The following is an 18,473-nucleotide window of genomic DNA, read 5'->3' on the forward strand; positions in this document are numbered from 1 at the left end:
ATCTAACCCGGTCAGTCGAGACCGAAGCCGTAGCCCTCGAAGGGCGCGTTAGCGATGGACCCGGGGGCCATCGGTCCGGCATCGCCGCTGACGCTCGGGATGTCGTCCGGCGGCCCGTCCCAGCCGACGACGCCCATCGGGTTGTCGGGCGTCACGTTGGGGTTTCCGGCGACGCGCCACGCGTGCTGGACGAACAGAGGCTGCTCCCGGGGCTGGACACGGAGCGAGAGCGGGTCGGCCGAGGCAGGCCCAGCGAGGGCGAGCAGGGCGAGGGCGAGGCAGGCGACGGGCTGGCGATGGATCATGGCGGGCTCTCCCGATCCCCAGGGGCGATGAGCCCCGGCGATCAGGAACACAACGCGCGGCGGACCGAGTCGGAACCAGCGTGGAAATCCGCCGAACACCGCGCATATTCAGACATCGGGAGCGGAGGCTGGCATGGATACGGACACGACGATCGACGCCAACGTTGCGGAGCAGGTCGGGGCCGACGGCACGCCCCTTCGGGTCACCGCGACCCCGAAAGCGCTCGCGCTGATCGACGAGTTGCGGGGCGAGTACGGTCCGGTGATGTTCCACCAGTCCGGCGGCTGCTGCGACGGCTCCTCCCCGATGTGCTATCCGGTGGGCGACTTCGTCATCGGCGACGGCGATGTCCATCTCGGCACGGTCGGGGGCGCCGACTTCTTCATCAGCCGGTCGCAGTTCGAGGTCTGGAAGCACACGCACCTGATCCTCGACGTCGTGCCTGGCCGTGGCGGCATGTTCTCGCTGGAGAACGGGCGGGAGAAGCGGTTTCACATCCGCTCGCGGATGTTCTCCGACGCGGAGAATCGCGCGCTCGAAGGGGCCTGCAAACTCTGACGAAGGAGGGGCGGCCGTGGCGACCGTGAAGCTCTGGAACGACCCCGAGGCCGAGGCCGATCCACGCGTTTGCGCGGTCTTCGCGGATATCCGGGCGACCCGCGGCTCGGACTTCGTCAACAACTTCTGGCGCGGCCTCGCCAACGATCCCGCGCTTCTGGAGCGGACGTGGACGACGCTGAAGGCCGTGATGGGTCCGGGCACCCTCGATCCGCTGACCAAGGAACTGGTCTACATGGCGGTCTCCATCGCCAATGGCTGCCCTTACTGCATCCACTCCCACACGGCCGCGGCGCGGGCGAAGGGCTTGACGGCGGAGCAGCACGGGGAGTTCCTGGCGGTCGTCGGCATGGCGAACCAGACCAACGCGCTGGTCAACGGCATGCAGATTCCTGTCGATCCCGCCTTCAAGGTGGAGGAAGGTCCATGAGTTCCGGGTCCGACGCGCGGGGGGAACCGTTCCGGGTGGTGCACGAGAGTGCGCCCTTCCGGGGCAAGCAGGGGCACCTCTACCGGCCAGCGATCTCCGCGGAAGCCGTCGGGTCGAAGGCGCTGCACATGCAGCTCCTGGAGATCCCGCCGGGCGAGCGCGCCCACGCCCACAAGCACGAATCGCACGAGACCGCGATCTACGTCCTGTCGGGCGTTTCGGGGTGCTTCTGGGGTGAGCGGCTGGAGAACCACGCGATCGCGGGCGCCGGCGAGTTCGTCTACATCGCCGCCGACGTCCCGCACCTCCCGTACAACCGCAGCCAGACCGAACCGGTCACCGCGGTGATCGCCCGGACCGACCCGAACGAGCAGGAGAGCGTGGTGCTCCTGCCGGAGCTGGAAGCCGGCGTCGACTGGTCGAAGGCGGAGGCCTAGAAACGGTCTTCACGTCGGAGGCGAGCGGCCTGGGGGCCCCTTCAGCGCTGCTCGATCCGCTCGTTGGCGAGGCGCTCGGCCCGGCCGCGCTCATCCGCCGAGAGACCCGAGAGCGTCTGGTCGAGCCACGCGTCCGAGAGGCCCTGGCCAGCGGCGGCGAGGTTCCAGGCTGCCGCCTCGACGAGGTTCTTCCCGACGCCGCGCCCGACGGCGTAGAGCCGCGCCACACGGTTCTGCGCGATCGCGTTGCCGCGGGAGGCCGCGTGCAGGAAGTAGCGGGCCGCCGAGCGCTCGTCCTTGGTGACGCCGTTGCCGTTGAACAGCAGGATCGCGTACTCGACCTCGCTGGCGAGATCGCCGTTATCCGCGCCCCGGCGGAACCACGCCGCCGCCTTGACCGGGTCCTTCGGCACGCCGCGGCCCTGAAGGTAGAGCACGCCGAGATCGTGCTGAGCGGGGCCGATCTCCGCTTCCGCGGCCTTGCGGAACTGGGCCGCCGCCGCAGCCTCGTCGGCGGACGCGCCGCTGCCGATCAGGATCAGGCCGAGATTGTAGGCCGCCGTCGGCGAGCCGTGGGCCGTGGCCTCTTCCAGCCAGCGCCGGCCGGCCTTCGCATCCTTCGGCATCCCGCGGCCGTCGAGCGCCATCAGTCCCAGCGACGACATCGCGGCGGCATCGTTCTGCGCGGCTGCGAGCCTGTACCACTCGGCAGCCTTGACGGGATTCTGCTTCACGCCGAGCCCCTGGTTGTACAACTCGCCGAGCAGCGTCATCGCGGGCGCATCCTTGGGATTGGCCTCGATGCGCTTGGTCGCCTCACGGAAGGCGGTGACGTACTGGCCGCGCTGGTAGGCGCCGTAGGCGAAATCCGGCGGCTGGCCGTTCGCGGGCGGTACGGCGCCGCGCGTGTAGTTCGGCGTGTAGGGGCTCGGCAGCTCCGGCATCTGCGCCTTGCCGGGCTGCGCGGCGGCGCCGGCGGCAGCCGGCACGGGGGTCCGGGCCGGATCGGCCGGTCCGGAGGCCGCCCAGGCCGGCAGAGCCAGGGCACAGGCGACTGCCAAGCCCGGAACCCGACGAAGCGCGCGACCGCTCACGCGGCCTTCTCCTGCAGGACGCGCTGCGCCCGCTCGACGGCGCCGGGATCCTGCAGCCAGAGAGCGCTCTCCAATCCGATGAACTCCGAACCGGTCGCGCAAAGCGGCGCGACCTCGTCGGGCGCGGCCGCCACGGCGATGCAGGGCGTCTCGAAGATCTCCGCCCACCACGCGGCGCGGGCGCGCACGGTCTCCGGATCCGGCGCGACGCCGTCCGGATAGAGGCCGCCGAACATCAGGTAGTCGATCCCGGCTTCCCCGGCCTCCATGGCCGTATGCTTGGTCTCGAGACCGCCGGCGCCGAGAATGCGCCCGTCCCGCAGCCGGCCGCGCAGGTGCTTCAGGTCGCGCGGCTTGTCGACGTGGATGCCGTCGGCGCCGCCGCGGATCGCCACCGCGGCGAGATCGCCGGCAAAGCCCGGACAGGCCACGACCAGGGCGGCCCCATGCTCCTGCGCCACCGGCGCGACCTGTTTGACGCGCGCCGTGAGACTGCGCTCGTCGCCGGCGGCGAGCCGAAGGATCACCGCGGCGACATCGCCGACGGCGCAGGATTCCCGCAGGGCCGTCACGAAGATCTCGATGCCGCCGGCATCGAGGCCGTGCGGCCCGAGCAGGGCGAGACGCGCGCTGTTGCTCATCGGACCCGCTGCGTCACCCTCAGCGTGCGCCGATCTTCGGGTCGAGGGCGCCGCTGGCGTAGCGCTTCGCCATCTCGGCGACCGAGATCGGCCGGATCTTCGAGCCCTTGCCGGCGGTGTTGAACTCCTCGAAGCGCTGCTTGCAGAGCTTGGTCATCGCCTCCATGGCGGGCTTCAGATACTTGCGCGGATCGAACTCGGAGGGGCTCTCCGTGAGCACCTTCCGGATCTGGCCGGTCATCGCCATGCGGTTGTCCGTGTCGATGTTGATCTTGCGCACGCCGTGCTTGATGCCGCGCTGGATCTCCTCGACAGGGACGCCCCAGGTCGGCTTCATCTGGCCGCCGTATTGATTGATGATGTCCTGCAGGTCCTGGGGGACCGACGACGAGCCGTGCATGACGAGGTGGGTCGTCGGCAGGCGGCGGTGGATCTCCTCGATCACGTTCATCGCCAGCACCTCGCCATCGGGCTTGCGGGTGAACTTGTAGGCGCCGTGGCTCGTGCCCATGGCCACCGCCAGCGCGTCGACCTTGGTGGCCTCGACGAACTTCACGGCCTCATCCGGATCAGTCAGGAGCTGGTCGTGGCTCAGCGTACCCTCGGCGCCGTGTCCGTCCTCGGCCTCGCCCTGGCCGCTCTCGAGCGAGCCGAGCACGCCCAGCTCGCCCTCGACGGAGACGCCGGCCCAGTGAGCCATCTTGGTGACGTTGCGGGTGATCTCGACGTTGTAATTGTAATCGGCCGGGGTCTTGCCGTCGGCCTTCAGCGAGCCGTCCATCATCACCGAGGTGAAGCCGTACTGGATCGCGGTGGCGCAGGTGGCTTCGTTGTTGCCGTGGTCGAGATGCATGCAGACCGGGATGTGCGGGTAGATCTCGACCAGGCCGTCGATCAGCTTGGCCAGCACGACGTCGTTGGCGTAGGCACGGGCGCCGCGGCTCGCCTGCAGGATCACCGGCGAGTCGGTGGCGTCGGCCGCCGCCATGATGGCGAGCCCCTGCTCCATGTTGTTCAGGTTGAAGGCGGGCACGCCGTACTCGTGCTCAGCGGCATGATCGAGGAGTTGCCGGAGGGTGATGCGTGCCATCGTGCCTGTCTTCCCGTTTCCGTCTGGTCGTCCGCCCGATCGCCGGTCGCGCCGTGAAGCTCTCAGCTGGGCTATATCGTGCCGGTCTGCCGAGTGCTTCGCTTTCGGTCAATCTCCGAAACCGAATTGCGTATTCCTTCGGCGGATGATCCTCAGCCGGTTCAGCTCTCCACGGCCCGAACCCGTTCCCCGACCTCACTGACACGCACGTCGACATCGCCCCTGTGCGCGTCGAGCCTGTCGAAACGCACGAGCGCCTGAGCGTGAATCGCCTCGATCCCCGTCAGGGTCTGGAAGGTCGCGTTCCCCCCTTGTCACCCATCGACTCGGCCGCCCGGGCGATGACGGCCGGCAGTATAGATCGTGACGAGCCAGGGGACGAGAGCAGAGTGCCGTCTCAGCCCTTCGCGCGCAGGGCTTCGACACCCGGGAGGGCCTTGCCTTCCAGCCATTCGAGGAAGGCGCCCCCCGCGGTCGACACGTAAGTGAAGGTCTGCGCCACGCCGGCATGGTTCAGAGCAGCCACGGTGTCGCCGCCGCCGGCCACGGAAACGAGGTTCCCGTCCTTCGTCCGCGCGGCCGCATGCTTGGCGGCGGCCACCGTCGCGGCGTCGAAGGGCGCGAGTTCGAACGCCCCCAGCGGACCGTTCCACACCAGGGTCTTCGACCCGTCGATCGCGGCGTTGATCTCGGCGACGGAGCGCGGCCCGGCATCGAGGATCATGCTGGACTGCGGCACGGCATCGACCGGGACGGTCTCGTGCGGGGCCTGCGCCTTGAACTCCGTCGCCGCGACGGCGTCGACCGGCAGGATGATCCGGCAGCCTGCCTTCTCGGCGGCGGCCAGGATCCGGGTTGCGGTCTCGGCGAGGTCCTTCTCGCAGAGCGACTTGCCCACGGTCTTGCCCTGCGCATGCAGGAAGGTGTTGGCCATGCCGCCGCCGATCACCAGCATGTCGACCTTGGCGACGAGGTTTTCCAAGAGATCGATCTTGGACGAGACCTTGGCGCCGCCGACGAGGGCGATCACCGGGCGCTGCGGCGATTCCAGGCCCTTGGTCAGGGCGTCCAGCTCCGCCTGCATTTCGCGGCCGGCATAAGCCGGCAGGCGGTGCGCCAGTCCCTCGGTGGAGGCGTGAGCCCGGTGGGCGGCCGAGAAGGCTTCGTTGACGTACACGTCGCCGTTCGCCGCCAGGGCATCGGCGAAGGTCGCGTCGTTCTTCTCCTCGCCGGCATGGAAGCGGGTATTCTCCAGCAGCAGCACGTCGCCGTCCTGCAGCGCCGCCACCGCCTTGGCGGCCTCGTCGCCGATGCAGTCCGGCGCGAAGGCGACCGGGCGGCCCAGGGCCTTACCCAGGGCCGGGACCACCGGCTCCAGCGAGTCCTTCGGCTCCCGCTTGCCCTTCGGACGCCCGAAATGCGCCAGCAGGATCACCTTCGCGCCCTGCTCGGAGACCTCGTGGATCGTCGGGACGACGCGCTCGATCCGGGTCGCGTCGGTGACACGGCCGTTCTCCATCGGCACGTTCAGGTCGACGCGCATGAGCACGCGTCGACCCTTGAGGGATCCGGCATCGTCGAGGGTGCGGAAGGCGCTCATGCGGTGCTGTCGAGGTCCTATGCGGGTCGTTGTCTTACTGGACGGTGGTGCCGATCGCGGCCCGTTGCGGCAGCAGCCGGTCGATGTTGAGCCGCTGCACCGCGACCAGCAGCACGACGGTCAGGATGGCGGTGATCACGGCGGTCAGTACGAGGGCGCCGGTGCTGGGCAGGCGCCGCGTGCGCTCGGCGAGGCCGCGCATCTCCGTCCGGAGCGCCGCCAGATCGGATTGCCGGGCCGCCTCGTTCATCCGATTGGAAGCGTTCTCGACCTTGTCCTCGACGCGGGACAGCAGCGCCTCGGATCGAGCATACTTGTCCTCGATCCGGGAGCACTTGTCCTCGATCCGCGCGAGCTGGTCGAAGAGCTGGTTTGCGGGGAGGGCGTGGGACGGGGTCGCGACCGCCGGCGCGGCCGTCGCGACCGGCGGCGTCGGAGCGGGCCCAGGCGCGGGCGGCACGGCCGACGGAGTGCTCGACGTACCCAGCGAAGCGTCGGTCATCCCTGGAGAGTCCCTGGTTCGAGGTGAGGCCGTCCGATGAAGAGCGGGTCGCCGCCCTTCGAGGGGCGGCGGACATCGTCGATCAGATGAGCTTCGCCATCGCCACGGCCGTGTCGGCCATGCGGTTCGAGAAGCCCCACTCGTTGTCATACCACGACAGGATGCGCACGAAGGTGCCGTCCATGACCTTGGTCTGGTCGAGGTGGAAGGTCGACGAGTGCGGATCGTGGTTGAAGTCGATCGAGACGTTCGGCCGGTCGGTCACGCCGAGCACGCCCTTCAGCGGGCCAGCGGCGGCGGCCTTGATGGCGTCGTTGATCTCCTGGACCGACGTCGCGCGCTTGGCCGTGAACACCAGATCCACCGCCGAGACGTTGGGGGTCGGCACGCGGATCGCCGTCCCGTCGAGCTTGCCCTTCAGCGTCGGCAGCACGAGTCCCACCGCCTTGGCGGCCCCCGTCGAGGTCGGGATCATCGAGAGGGCGGCGGCGCGGGCGCGGTAGAGATCCTTGTGCATCTGGTCCAGCGACGGCTGGTCGTTGGTGTAGGAGTGGATCGTGGTCATGAAGCCGCGCTCGATGCCCACTGCCTCGTCCAGCACCTTGGCGACCGGCGCGAGGCAGTTCGTCGTGCAGGAGGCGTTCGAAACGACGAGGTGCTCGCCGGTGAGTTTGTCGTGGTTGACGCCGTAGACCACCGTCAGGTCGGCGCCGTCGGCCGGGGCCGAGACGAGGACGCGCTTGGCGCCGGCATCGAGATGGGCCTTCGCCTTGTCCTTCGAGGTGAAGATGCCGGTGCATTCGAGCGCGATATCCACGCCGAGGTCGCGATGCGGCAGCTCGGCCGGGTTGCGCACGGCTGTGACCTTGATGCGCTTGCCGTTGACGACGAGGAACTCGCCGTCGACCGCCACCTCGCCGGGGAACCGGCCATGTACGGAATCGTAGCGGAGCAGGTGGGCGTTGGTCTCCACCGGGCCGAGATCGTTGATCGCCACGACCTCGATGTCGCTGCGGCCGGCCTCGGCGATCGCGCGCAGGACGTTCCGGCCGATGCGTCCGAACCCGTTGATGGCAACCTTCGTCACGGCGTCACTCCTTCCTGATGCGGCTCAGCGCCCGCCGGACCTGAGAGTGCGGTCCCCGGAGCGGTCTTGGCAGCCCGCCTCTGTGCCGGGCTGATCTGGCCGGGCGGATCTGGGCGGACGGGTTTGAACCGGCGATGAACCGGGCCGGGAGGACCGGGCTTCGCGCCCGTGGCCGTCGGATCGGACGGCGCGGCTGAGGCCTCGGAACTGTCGCGGACCGGCCATCCGGCATGTCTCGTGCGCACCCTCTCGGGAGCGCGCGGCTGTCTAACATGGTGCCTTGACCTGTCAAACGCGAGACCGTGACAAAGGCCCGCGTTCCACCGACCAATAAACAGGTTCGCGCGGTTCCACCGCGCGAACCGATCGATCACGCGGTCGGATGCCATTTCGGGCTAGAATTCCGGATGCATTCGACGGAAAGCTTGTCGTCGAAGCGGACGAAGAACCATGGCCGACGATATCGACCTCAGTCCCATCGACGCGGCGCTCGCGCACCTCGATGCGGCCGTGAACCGCCTGGATGCCGTCGTCAGTCATCGACTCGAGTCCGCGGCGCAGCCGGACGACCGGGATGCGGAACTCGCCTTGATGAACGAGGATCGCGCAAGGCTGGCCGCGGCCCTCGATGCGGCGAGCGCGCGCCTCGCCGAGGTCACCACGACGACCGGCGAGGTCGGCCAGCGGCTCGACCGGGCGATCGAGACCGTTCAGGATGTGCTGCAACGCTCCTGACGCGGCGCGTGCCGCCGCCCGGAGCGCTCACCGGAGACGCCCTTGCCGCAGATCAACGTCACCATCGACGGACGCAGCTACCGCATGGCCTGCGGGGAGGGGGAGGAGGCCCACCTGACCGGCCTCGCCGGCACGCTGGATGAGCGGATCGCCGAGATGCGCAAGAGCTTCGGTGAGATCGGCGACATGCGCCTGCAGGTGATGGCGGCGCTGACGATCGCGGATGAGCTGGCCGAGCTGCGCGGCCGGCTCGCCGCATTGGAGGCCGACAATGCGGAGTTGCGCGTTGCCGCGGAAGCCGCCGAGCGCGGCCGGACCGGCGACGCCGAGCGCGCGGCGGGCGGTATCGGCCGGGCGGCCGAGCGGATCGGGAAGCTCGCGGAGGCGCTGGCCGGCCCGGCGCCGCGGGGCTGAGGACCGGCGCCGGCGGTATCGGCATCGGTGGTCGGCATTTTCGGCGCAACGGCGGTCGAGCGGCTCCCGTCGGAATGATGCTGGATCGCCCGGTTTGAGAGCAAGGATCGGGATGCTTCGCGCCACGACAGGTCTCAGACAGGTCTCGGAGACGTCGCGGGAGTGTCCGAATGACCGACTTTCAATGCATTCCGATCGCCGCAGAGACCGCCGATCGCTTCCGTCGCACCGGACTGGACGATCGCGGCAACGCGATCCGGCGGGTCATGGCCACAGCGAGCGGCGCATTCCCATGCCGGCACTGCCTTCGCTTGGCAAAGCCGGGCGAACCCATGTTGCTCGGCTCGTACGATCTACCGAAGCCCCGCGGCCTCTACTGGACCCCGAGCCCGATCTTCCTGCACGAGAGGACCTGTCCCCACGCCGAGATCCGGAACGCGGTGGCGCCGATCATCCGCGCCAACCCGCTCGTGTCGGTCCGGGCTTACGATACCGAACACCAGTGCCTGTACGATCTCGGCCATGTCTGCGCGGGCGACGACGTCGATGCCCCGCTCGAACGCGCCCTCAGCGATGCGCGCACGGAATTCGTGAACGTCCACACGGCGAGGCCGGGATGCCTGCTCTCGCTCGTCGTCCGCCTGGCGTGACAGCCAAGGCCCCACAGGAGCGTCCCGCCGAGCAAGTTCCCCGCGGACGCGATCTGTCCGGTCGACCGCCTCAACCCGTCTCGGCGATGTAACGCCCCAGAGCCGCCGCCGCGCGGAGCATGTGCGCCCGCATCCGCCGGGCGGCCGTCTCGCCGTCGCCTTCCGCGATCGCCGCCAGGATGTCGCCGTGCTCCTCCCGGGAGCGGCGGATCCGGTCGGAGTGGCGCAGCTGCGTCCGTCGGAAGGCCGCCAGCCGCTCGCGGATCGCCAGGGCCTGCTCGGCCATGAAGGCGTTGTGGGTCCCGGCGTAGAGCGCCTCGTGGAAGATCCGGTTGAATCGGTCGTAGGCGTCGAGATCGCCGGCCTCCACGGCCGCGGCGGATTCCTCGTGCAGCTCCATCAGGCCGCCGCGCTCCAGGGGTGTCATCCGGTAGGTCGCGAGGCGCGCGCACATCGCCTCGATCTCGGCGGTCGTCTCGAACATGTCGGCGATCCGCTGTGGTGTGAGGCGCGCAACCACCACGCCCCGGCGCGGCCGGATCTCCACGAGGCCCGAGGCCGCGAGCTGGCGCAGCGCCTCCCGGACCGGGGTGCGCGACGCGCCGTAGCGCTGTGCGAGATTCTGCTCGTCGAGGGCCGTACCGGCCGCCAGGGTACCCGACGCGATGGCGTCCGTCAGCGCGTCGCGGATCCGGTCCGAGAGCAGGCCGCTGTCGATCTTCTGGAAATCGCCGTGCATTCGCCGCTCCTCGACCCCGCCGCGCGGAGCGGCTTTCAGTCTCCGGGGCAGACGTTGCGATAGCACACCCTCATCCGCAGGGCCGAATTTTCAACCGAGGAAGGCCCGCACCGTCAGGAACAGGATCGAGGGACCGACGAGGCAGCCGATCCCGGTGTGGAACGTGGCGGTCAATGCACCGTAGGGCACGAGCTTGGGGTCGGTCGCCGCGAGACCGCCGGCGACGCCGCTGACCGTCCCCATCAACCCGCCATACGCCATGGCAGAGCGCGGGTTATCCAGGCCGATCAGCCGCGCCACTAAGGGTGTCCCGACCATCACCATGACCGCCTTGGTGACGCCGGTCGCGATGGAGAGCGCCATCACGGTGGAATCCGCGCCGATCGCCGCGCCGGTGACCGGGCCCACGATGTAGGTGATCGCGCCCGCGCCAATGGTCGTGACCGACACCGCGTCGTGGTAGCCGAAGGCCATGGCGGTCAGCGTCCCCACGATGAACGGCAAGATCGTGCCGAGGGCGAGCGCCAATACGCCGAGGAGCCCCGCGCGGCGGGCCTCGACCACATCGACCTCGAAGGCTGTGGCGACGATGGCGAAGTCGCGCAGCATCGCGCCGCCCATCAGGCCGATGCCGGCGAGCGCCGGGAGGTCGGCGAGCCCCTTCTTGCCGCCGGTGTAGAGCCCGCCGCAATAGGCTAGGACCAGCCCCAGCACGATGGCAATGGCCGAGCCATGGACCCGCCCGTTGGTGAGCCGTTTGGCGGCGAAGTTGGAGATCAGGATCAGCGCCCCGACCACCGCGAACGCGGCCACCAGACTCTGCTCGACGAAGACGTGCTCGATGCCGTGCCAGACGGCGTGCCCGATCCCGTGATCCCCGGATCCGTTTTCCATGGCGTCAGACCTTCCTGGCGACGGATGAGGCAGGCTGGACGGGGACGGGCGGCTCCGTCCCCCCGCCGATGACCGATCCGCCGTGCTCGACCGTCCCGGTGGATGCGTCGCGGCGCCCGACGCGGCTCAGGAGGGCCACGGCACCGAAGCACAGGACGAGCGAGCCTGTGGCGGCGATCAGCACGATCGGGCCGCCGCTGACCGCCGCGACCACGTTCTGCTGCGCTGCCATCGCAACGACGATCGGGATGTACATCCCGGCCCAGAACTCGACGCCGAACTGGACACCCTTGGTCAGGCGGCCGCGCCGCGAGAGCCACAGCCGCGCGGCGATGAGCAGGATCATCGCGATGCCGACGCCGCCGACATTAGCCTTCACGCCGAGCAACAGGCCCAGAAGATCGCCGAGATACACGCCGATCAGCGTGCAGGCCGCGAGCAGGGCGACACCGAGGACGATCATCGGCGTTGGCCTTGGTAGAATACCGGTGACCTGCCGGCTGCCAGCCACTGCCCCGACGCGCGCGTCATGGTGCGTTTCCTTCCCAAATCAGCCTTCGGCCGTTCCGTTCAGTATGCAAGATATTGACAATTGGGCAATCCCGTATACGAAAGCGTGATCTGTTCGGCTTTGAAAATACGGACGGCCGCTCTATTTGGCGTTCGGCACACCGACGAGGGCGCGCACATGGACGATTGGCGCGGGGAGAGGCAGGCGCGCGAAGCCCGGATCGCGGCTGGCCGCGCGCAGGCAGACGGCAAGGTCGTGCCGGCCGAGGCCGTCGTCGATCTTCTGGAGGCGATCCTGCGACCGGGCGACCGGGTTTGCCTCGAAGGGGACAATCAGAAGCAGGCGGATTGTCTCGCCCGGGCGCTGAGCGCCTGCGATCCCGAGAAGGTCCACGATCTGCACATGGTCCAGTCGGGGATCGTCCTCCCGGAGCATCTCGACGTCTTCGAGACCGGCATCGCCAAGAGGCTCGACTATTCCTATTCCGGTCCGCAGGGCGCCCGCATCGCCAAGATGCTCTACGGCGGCCAGATCGAGCTCGGGGCGGTGCACACCTACCTAGAGCTGTTCGCCCGCTACTTCGTCGATCTGACGCCCAACGTGGCACTGATCGCGGGCGTCTCGGCCGACCGGGACGGCAACCTCTATACCGGGCCCAACACCGAGGACACGCCCACCGTCGTGGAGGCGACGGCCTTCAAGAACGGCGTGGTCGTCGCGCAGGTCAACGAGATCGTCGAGACAGTCCCACGGGTCGACATCCCGGGCGACCGGATCGACTTCGTGGTGGAGGCCGACAAGCCGTTCTACGTCGAGCCGCTCTTCACCCGCGACCCGGCGGCCATGACGGAGACCCAGATCCTGATCGCCATGATGGCGATCAAGGGAATCTACGCCGAGTACGGCATCCGCCGCCTCAACCACGGCATCGGATTCGGGACGGCGGCGATCGAGCTTCTGCTGCCGACCTACGGCGAGAAGCTCGGGCTGAAGGGCAAGATCGCCACCCATTGGGCGCTGAACCCGCACCCGACCCTGATCCCCGCGATCGAGTCGGGCTGGGTCAAGCAGGTTCATTGCTTCGGGTCCGAGGTCGGCATGGACCGCTACATCCGCGAGCGGCCCGACATCTTCTTCACAGGTGCGGATGGTAGCCTTCGCTCGAACAGGGCCTTCTGCCAGACGGCCGGCCTCTATGCCTGCGACATGTTCATCGGCGCGACGCTGCAGATCGACCTGATGGGCCATTCCTCGACCATCACCCAGTCACGGGTCGCGGGCTTCGGAGGTGCCCCCAACATGGGCTCGGACCCGCACGGACGCCGCCATCCCTCGGACGCCTGGATGAAGGCGGGACGGGAGGGGCAGATCGTCGGCGACCCGGCGCTGATGCGCGGGCGCAAGCTGGTCGTCCAGCTCGTCGAGACCTTCGGCGACAAGCTGGTGCCCACCTTCGTGGAGAAGCTCGACGCGTTGGAACTCGCCCAGAAGATCGGGCTCGAGCTGGCGCCGGTGATGATCTACGCTGACGACGTGACCCACATCGTCACCGAGGAGGGCATCGCCAACCTCCTGCTCTGCCGCGACGCCGACGAGCGCGAGCAGGCGATCCGCGGCGTGGCGGGCTACACGGAGGTCGGCCGCGGCCGTGACCGGGCGAAGGTCGAGGCCTTGCGCGCCCGCGGCGTCATCCGGCGGCCGGAGGATCTCGGCATCGAGCCGCTCGACGCGGATCGGGCGCTCCTCGCCGCGAAGTCGATCAAGGATCTCGTGCACTGGTCCGGTGGGCTCTACGAGCCGCCGGCGAAGTTCCGGAACTGGTGAGCCGCGGCTGAACGCGATGTCGAGACCTTCGCCGTCTGAACCTGAACCCGAGGGCCCGGTAGACCTTCCGATCTCGCTCGTTGCGAAAGAGACTCCAAGCGCGACCTCATCCCGAGGTCCCGGAGCGCAGCGCAGCACCTCAGAATGAGGGTGTGCAATGGAAGCTCTGAGTCGGACAGGCTCTCTGTTGAGGCGTTCCGTATGGATCGCTGGATGCCCCACAAGGAACCGGCCATGGAAACCCTGACCTTCCGCCACACCACCACGAAGCCGCTGGCGGGCTCGGTGCCGAACGCGATCACCGGCGTGGTCGCCTCGGGCAACCTGGAGATCCTTCTGGAGCGGGTCCTGCCGGCGGATGCCTGCGAAGTCGCGATCGCGACGCCGATCTCCGGGTTCGGCGACGTCTGGGAGGCCGTGGTGGCGGATTTCGTCGCCCGGGCCCAGCCGGGCGGCGTCCGCATCAGCATCAACGACGGCGGCGCGCGCCCCGACACCGTATCGCTGCGCCTGCTTCAGGGCGCCCGGCTGATGGAGGCCTGATCATGGCGGGTGACCGCGCCGCGCGCGTCGATCCGGATGCTCTGAGCTGGTACGAGGCCACGGCGCGCCAGCGCGTGGCGGCCTTCGTCGATCCGGGCAGCTTCCACGAGTTCCTCGGCCCGACCGAGCGGCGCATGAGCCCGCACCTGCCGCTGTTCGATCTCCCCCGCGCCTTCGACGACGGCATCGTGGTGGGCCGCGCAGCGCTCGACGGCAGCCCGGTGCTGATCGCCGCGCAGGAGGGCCGCTTCATGGGCGGCGCCTTCGGCGAGGTGCACGGGGGCAAGATCGTCGGTCTGCTCAGGGCCGCCCTCGACGTGAAGCCGATGGCGGTGCTGATCCTGTTCGACACCGGCGGCGTGCGCCTCCAGGAGGCCAATGCCGGCGAGACCGCCATCGCCGAGACGATGCGGGCCATCGTGGACGTCCGCGCCGCCGGGATCCCCGTCATCGGGCTGATCGGCGGGCGTGCCGGCTGCTACGGAGGCGGTGGCCTCATCGCCGGAACCTGCTCGCGGCTGGCGGTGTCCGAGGGTGGCCGCATCTCGGTTTCCGGTCCGGAGGTGATCGAGACCAACAAGGGCGCGGAGGAATTCGATTCCCGCGACCGGGCGCTCGTCTGGCGCACCATGGGCGGCAAGCATCGCAGGCTCATCGGCGGCGCCGACGCCTTCTGCGCCGACACGGTCGCGGAATTCCGGCGGGCAGCCCTCGACCTCCTCGGCCGGGCGCCGGCCTTCGACCTTGAAACCCTGGAGGCCGAGCAGGCGCGCCTCGAGGCCCGGATCGCCCGCTTCGGCGATTGCCGGGATGCCACGGATGTCTGGGCGCGGCTCGGCGTCAACGATCCCGAGCGGGTGCCGGCGATGGACGCGGAGGCCTTCGTCGAGACCGTCCGCCGGATCAGGGAGGCCGACCATGACGCTCGATGAGATCCTCGCGTCCCTTTTCCCGGGCGGACATGACGTCGCCGTGCGCGACGGGCTTGTGACCGGCAGCGGCCCCTTCGCGGGTGGCAGGATCCACGTGGTGGGCATCGATGGCGACACGCCGCTGGGCGTCGACGGCGCTCTGGTCCTGTCGCGGGCGGTGCTCGACGCGGTGCGGGCGGGCGACCGGGCGCCGATCCTTGTCGTGGTCGATTCCGACAGCCAGCGCATGAGCCGGCGCGACGAGCTGCTGGGCCTGAACGAGTGCCTCGCGCACCTCGCCAAGACGGTGCTGCTGGCCGACCGCTCGGGGCATCCGACGATCGGGCTGATCTACGGCCATTCGGCTGCGGGAGCGTTCATCGCCACCGCGCTCGCGACCCGCGTGCTGGCGGCGCTGCCCGGCGCCAATCCGAGCGTGATGGACCTGCCGTCGGTGGCCCGCGTCACCAAGCTTCCGCTTGAGAAGCTCCAGGACATGGCGAAGTCGACGCCGGTCTTCGCCCCCGGCATCGACAACATGGTGGCGACCGGTGCGGTCCACGCGGTCCTGGATCCCTGCACGCCGCTGGATGGCCAGATCCGCGCTCTGATCGACGCGATGCCGTCGGACGACGTGCGGGACCGTCTCGGCGAGGCGCGCGGCGGCCGGCCGGTCGCCCGCTCCGTGGCCGAGGCCGTCGGCGATCAGGCGCGCCTTGGCTGAGCCCTACAGGCGCCACGACCTCGTCCGGGCCGATCCGGCAGCCTGGGCGGCCTGGCTCGACGCGCGGCCGGATCTCGTCGCTGTCCCGCATCTGCGAGGCTGGGCCGAGGCGGGGCGGCCCTTCGTCGTGCGCCGCCGGGTTCCGGGAGATGACGCCGGGGCCGTCCCCCTCGGACTGCCCTTGCCACCCGCCGACGGCAAGCGGAGGATCGGGCTGGCGCTGCCTGAGGAAGCCCTGACGGCGCTATCCCCGATGAGCCTGATCGACGTCGCCGGCGATGCCCCCGCGGCCTGGCGCCCGGCCATCCGGGATCTCGTGGCGATCGGGGCCGGGCACGGGATCGTGCCGCGGTCCTTCGGCGGCCTCCTGTGGCAGGCGGTCACCGGCCTGACCTACCTGACCGCCACCTCCGATCTCGACCTGCTCTGGCCGTGTCGCGAGGCCGTCCCGGCGGGCCTGCTGACGCAGATCCGCAACATCGCGGACGTGGCGCCCATGCGCATCGACGGGGAGATCCTGCTTCCGGACGGGTTCGGCCTGCACTGGCGGGAGCTGCTCGAAGCCCCGGCCGGCGGCTCCGTCCTCGCAAAGAGCGTGGACGCACTGGCGCTCCGGCCGGTCGATCCGCTGCGCGTTCCGGTGGCGGCATGACCCTCGCCCTGCTCCTCTCCGGCCAGGGCGGCCAGCACCCGGGGATGTTCGATCTCACGGCCGACGATCCGGCGGCGCAGCCGATCTTCGCGGCCGCCAAGATCCATCTCGACGGCACCGATCCCCGCGACCTCGCGCGGGCCGGCGACGACCGCCTGCACGCCAATCGCGCGGGCCAGATCCTGTGCTGCACCGCCGCGCTCGCCGCGTGGCGCACCCTCGGCCCGGCGCAGCCGGATCGCGCCATCGTGGCCGGCTACAGCGTCGGCGACCTCGCGGCCTGGGGCGTCGCCGGACGGCTCGATCCGGCGGACGTCCTGGCCCTCGCCGCGCGGCGCGCGGAGGCCATGGATGCCGCCTCCGCGGCCGGATTCGGGCTGGCGGGAATCCGCGGGCTGGCACTGGACACACTGGCGAATCTCGCCGCGCGGCACGGCTGCCACCTCGCGATCCGCAATGCGGCCGACAGCGGCGTCGTCGGCGGGCCGCGCGACGCCCTCGATGCCCTGTGCGTCGAGGCGAGCGGGTCGGGAGCGCAGCGAGCCGTGGTCCTGCCGGTCCACACGCCCTCCCATACGCCGCTCCTCGCAGCCGCCACGGCGGCGTTCCGGGACGCGCTCGCGCAGGCGACGCTGCGGCGACCGGCACCCGCGTCTCCCCGCCTGGTCAGCGGTCTCGACGGCGCGACCGTGTTCCGGGTCCCCGAGGGTCTCGAGAAGCTCGCCCTGCAGATCTCGCGGCCGATCGACTGGGCCGCCTGCCTGGATGCCTGCCGCGAATACGGTGCCGACCGCGTTCTGGAACTGGGTCCCGGCCACGCGCTCGCGACCATGGCCCGGACCATTATGCCGGATGCCCGGATTCACGCGCTGGATGAGTTCCGGTCGCTCGCGGGCGTCATCGACTGGCTCGGCAAGCGGTGAGCCGACCGGCCGACGCGCCGGGACGTCCGATGCGCCCACGCAGAGCTCAGCCCCAGGTTGATAACCCGACCGGACTTCACACCGCAGCGGAAAGGACCGATGTCGTGGCCTTGCCTTGACGGAGATGCCGTCACGGTCGTAGCAGCCGGGCACAATCGGAACAGGACGGATACATGACGGCCAAGCGAGCGCTGATCACCGGGGTGACGGGCCAGGACGGCGCGTATCTGGCGCAGCTGCTGCTGGAGAAGGGCTACGCGGTCACCGGAATCGTGCGCCGCTCCAGCCATGCCGGCGTCTTCGACCACCGGTTGAAGTGGCTCGGCATCCTCGACGAGGTCGAGCTGGTCGACGGCAACCTGCTCGACCTGTCGGCGCTGATGCGCATCGTCCAGGCCGCCAAGCCCGACGAGATCTACAACCTCGCCGCCCAGTCGTTCGTGACCTCATCCTGGCAGCAGCCGCTGCTCACCGGGCAGGTCACGGGCCTCGGCGCCGTACACATGCTCGAATGCCTGCGCTCGGTGGCGCCCAGCGCGCGTTATTATCAGGCCTCGACCTCGGAGATGTTCGGCCTGATCCAGGAGGAGCGCCAGAGCGAGTCGACGCCGTTCTACCCGCGCTCGCCCTATGGCGTGGCCAAGCTCTACGCCCACTGGATGACGATCAACTACCGCGAGAGCTTCAACCTGCACGCCTCGAACGGCATCCTGTTCAACCACGAGAGTCCGCTGCGGGGCGTCGAGTTCGTCACCCGCAAGGTCACGGACGCGGTGGCGCGGATCAAGCTCGGCAAGCAGAAGGAGCTGCGGCTGGGCAACATCGACGCCAAGCGCGACTGGGGCCACGCCCGCGACTACGTGCAGGCGATGTGGCTGATGCTGCAGCAGGACCGGCCCGACGACTACGTGATCGCCACCGGCCGCACCACCACCGTACGGGACATGTGCGCGATCGCGTTCAAGCATGTCGGTTTGAACATCGACGACCACCTCGTCATCGACCCGGCCCTGTTCCGTCCGGCCGAGGTCGAGGTGCTGTTGGGCAACCCCGCCAAGGCGAAGGCGACCTTCGGCTGGGAAGCGGGGACGAGCCTGGAGGCGCTGATCACCGAGATGGTCGACGCCGACATCCGCCGCCTCAGCGCCAACGCCTGAGGCGGTCGGGCTCGCCGCCGCCCAGGTCCCGGTCCATATGGCGCGCATCCC

23 protein-coding genes are annotated in these 18,473 nt (G+C 69.6%); 13 read left to right on the forward strand and 10 right to left on the reverse strand.

All coding sequences use genetic code 11. The features are described 5' to 3' along the window. Positions 1-11 precede the first annotated feature (11 nt). Positions 12-305: a hypothetical protein gene (locus ACLBX9_RS24675; RefSeq protein WP_447720779.1), complete on the reverse strand. Its 294-nt coding sequence runs from the start codon at positions 303-305 to the stop codon at positions 12-14. 133 nt (positions 306-438) lie between these two features. On the opposite strand from ACLBX9_RS24675, the gene ACLBX9_RS24680 reads away from it, so the two are divergent. From ACLBX9_RS24680 to ACLBX9_RS24690, 3 genes are read left to right on the forward strand one after another with little or no spacing between them, the layout of a single operon-like run. Next, positions 439-864 (forward strand): DUF779 domain-containing protein, encoded by a 426-nt coding sequence (locus ACLBX9_RS24680; RefSeq protein WP_010683471.1) that lies wholly within the window; start codon positions 439-441, stop codon positions 862-864. Positions 865-880: 16 nt separating this feature from the next. After that, entirely contained in the window at positions 881-1,294 is a 414-nt protein-coding gene (locus ACLBX9_RS24685) for a carboxymuconolactone decarboxylase family protein (RefSeq protein ID WP_447720780.1), read from the forward strand. Beyond that, positions 1,291-1,731: a cupin domain-containing protein gene (locus ACLBX9_RS24690; RefSeq protein ID WP_010683469.1), complete on the forward strand. Its 441-nt coding sequence runs from the start codon at positions 1,291-1,293 to the stop codon at positions 1,729-1,731. Before ACLBX9_RS24685 ends, ACLBX9_RS24690 begins: the two co-directional genes overlap by 4 nt. A 41-nt stretch (positions 1,732-1,772) precedes the next feature. Here the strand turns inward: ACLBX9_RS24690 and ACLBX9_RS24695 are convergent, their stop codons facing one another. The 6 genes from ACLBX9_RS24695 to gap all read right to left on the reverse strand — a co-directional run bounded on the left by ACLBX9_RS24695 (position 1,773) and on the right by gap (position 7,745). Beyond that, positions 1,773-2,825, reverse strand: coding sequence for a tetratricopeptide repeat protein (locus ACLBX9_RS24695; protein ID WP_051072154.1), 1,053 nt, complete (start codon positions 2,823-2,825; stop codon positions 1,773-1,775). Beyond that, complete coding sequence (locus ACLBX9_RS24700) at positions 2,822-3,466, reverse strand: thiamine phosphate synthase (RefSeq protein ID WP_447720781.1); 645 nt, start codon at positions 3,464-3,466, stop codon at positions 2,822-2,824. The genes ACLBX9_RS24695 and ACLBX9_RS24700 overlap by 4 nt, the downstream gene beginning before the upstream one ends. 19 nt (positions 3,467-3,485) lie before the next feature. Continuing rightward, positions 3,486-4,556, reverse strand: a complete 1,071-nt coding sequence (gene fba, locus ACLBX9_RS24705) for a class II fructose-bisphosphate aldolase (RefSeq protein WP_447720782.1) — start codon at positions 4,554-4,556, stop codon at positions 3,486-3,488. Between the two features lie 397 nt (positions 4,557-4,953). Beyond that, complete coding sequence (locus ACLBX9_RS24710; RefSeq protein WP_447720783.1) at positions 4,954-6,156, reverse strand: phosphoglycerate kinase; 1,203 nt, start codon at positions 6,154-6,156, stop codon at positions 4,954-4,956. A gap of 34 nt (positions 6,157-6,190) precedes the next feature. Continuing rightward, positions 6,191-6,658: a hypothetical protein gene (locus ACLBX9_RS24715; RefSeq protein ID WP_447720784.1), complete on the reverse strand. Its 468-nt coding sequence runs from the start codon at positions 6,656-6,658 to the stop codon at positions 6,191-6,193. A gap of 82 nt (positions 6,659-6,740) precedes the next feature. Further along, positions 6,741-7,745, reverse strand: a complete 1,005-nt coding sequence (gene gap / locus ACLBX9_RS24720; protein ID WP_010683463.1) for a type I glyceraldehyde-3-phosphate dehydrogenase — start codon at positions 7,743-7,745, stop codon at positions 6,741-6,743. 450 nt (positions 7,746-8,195) lie between these two features. Between gap and ACLBX9_RS24725 the strand changes: the two genes are divergently transcribed. From ACLBX9_RS24725 to ACLBX9_RS24735, 3 genes are all read left to right on the forward strand, one after another. Then, entirely contained in the window at positions 8,196-8,480 is a 285-nt protein-coding gene (locus ACLBX9_RS24725; protein ID WP_447720785.1) for a DUF4164 family protein, read from the forward strand. Between the two features lie 42 nt (positions 8,481-8,522). Continuing rightward, positions 8,523-8,894: a cell division protein ZapA gene (locus tag ACLBX9_RS24730; RefSeq protein WP_447720786.1), complete on the forward strand. Its 372-nt coding sequence runs from the start codon at positions 8,523-8,525 to the stop codon at positions 8,892-8,894. A 266-nt stretch (positions 8,895-9,160) separates the two neighbouring features. Continuing rightward, complete coding sequence (locus ACLBX9_RS24735; RefSeq protein ID WP_447720815.1) at positions 9,161-9,544, forward strand: DUF1203 domain-containing protein; 384 nt, start codon at positions 9,161-9,163, stop codon at positions 9,542-9,544. 70 nt (positions 9,545-9,614) lie between these two features. Here the strand turns inward: ACLBX9_RS24735 and ACLBX9_RS24740 are convergent, their stop codons facing one another. The 3 genes from ACLBX9_RS24740 to madL form a co-directional block, all read right to left on the reverse strand. Next, entirely contained in the window at positions 9,615-10,283 is a 669-nt protein-coding gene (locus ACLBX9_RS24740; protein ID WP_010683459.1) for a GntR family transcriptional regulator, read from the reverse strand. 90 nt (positions 10,284-10,373) lie between these two features. Then, positions 10,374-11,177: a malonate transporter subunit MadM gene (gene madM, locus ACLBX9_RS24745; RefSeq protein ID WP_010683458.1), complete on the reverse strand. Its 804-nt coding sequence runs from the start codon at positions 11,175-11,177 to the stop codon at positions 10,374-10,376. A 4-nt stretch (positions 11,178-11,181) separates the two neighbouring features. Continuing rightward, positions 11,182-11,640 (reverse strand): malonate transporter subunit MadL, encoded by a 459-nt coding sequence (gene madL, locus ACLBX9_RS24750; RefSeq protein ID WP_447720787.1) that lies wholly within the window; start codon positions 11,638-11,640, stop codon positions 11,182-11,184. Positions 11,641-11,865: 225 nt separating this feature from the next. Between madL and mdcA the strand changes: the two genes are divergently transcribed. From mdcA to gmd, 7 genes are all read left to right on the forward strand, one after another. After that, positions 11,866-13,512, forward strand: coding sequence for a malonate decarboxylase subunit alpha (gene mdcA / locus ACLBX9_RS24755; RefSeq protein ID WP_447720788.1), 1,647 nt, complete (start codon positions 11,866-11,868; stop codon positions 13,510-13,512). 234 nt (positions 13,513-13,746) lie between these two features. Then, on the forward strand, positions 13,747-14,055 hold the full coding sequence (gene mdcC, locus ACLBX9_RS24760; RefSeq protein ID WP_447720816.1) for a malonate decarboxylase acyl carrier protein: 309 nt from the start codon (positions 13,747-13,749) through the stop codon (positions 14,053-14,055). Positions 14,056-14,057: 2 nt separating this feature from the next. Beyond that, a complete protein-coding gene (locus ACLBX9_RS24765) occupies positions 14,058-14,987 on the forward strand; it encodes a biotin-independent malonate decarboxylase subunit beta (protein ID WP_447720789.1) in 930 nt (309 codons plus the stop codon). Further along, positions 14,974-15,690: a biotin-independent malonate decarboxylase subunit gamma gene (gene mdcE, locus ACLBX9_RS24770; protein ID WP_447720790.1), complete on the forward strand. Its 717-nt coding sequence runs from the start codon at positions 14,974-14,976 to the stop codon at positions 15,688-15,690. The genes ACLBX9_RS24765 and mdcE overlap by 14 nt, the downstream gene beginning before the upstream one ends. Then, positions 15,683-16,342, forward strand: coding sequence for a malonate decarboxylase holo-[acyl-carrier-protein] synthase (gene mdcG, locus ACLBX9_RS24775; RefSeq protein ID WP_447720791.1), 660 nt, complete (start codon positions 15,683-15,685; stop codon positions 16,340-16,342). The genes mdcE and mdcG overlap by 8 nt, the downstream gene beginning before the upstream one ends. Then, complete coding sequence (locus ACLBX9_RS24780; protein ID WP_447720792.1) at positions 16,339-17,265, forward strand: acyltransferase domain-containing protein; 927 nt, start codon at positions 16,339-16,341, stop codon at positions 17,263-17,265. The genes mdcG and ACLBX9_RS24780 overlap by 4 nt, the downstream gene beginning before the upstream one ends. Positions 17,266-17,438: 173 nt before the next feature. Continuing rightward, positions 17,439-18,422, forward strand: coding sequence for a GDP-mannose 4,6-dehydratase (gene gmd, locus ACLBX9_RS24785; protein ID WP_010683450.1), 984 nt, complete (start codon positions 17,439-17,441; stop codon positions 18,420-18,422). Positions 18,423-18,473 lie beyond the last annotated feature (51 nt).

The sequence above is a fragment of the Methylobacterium sp. A49B genome (genome assembly GCF_053346215.1).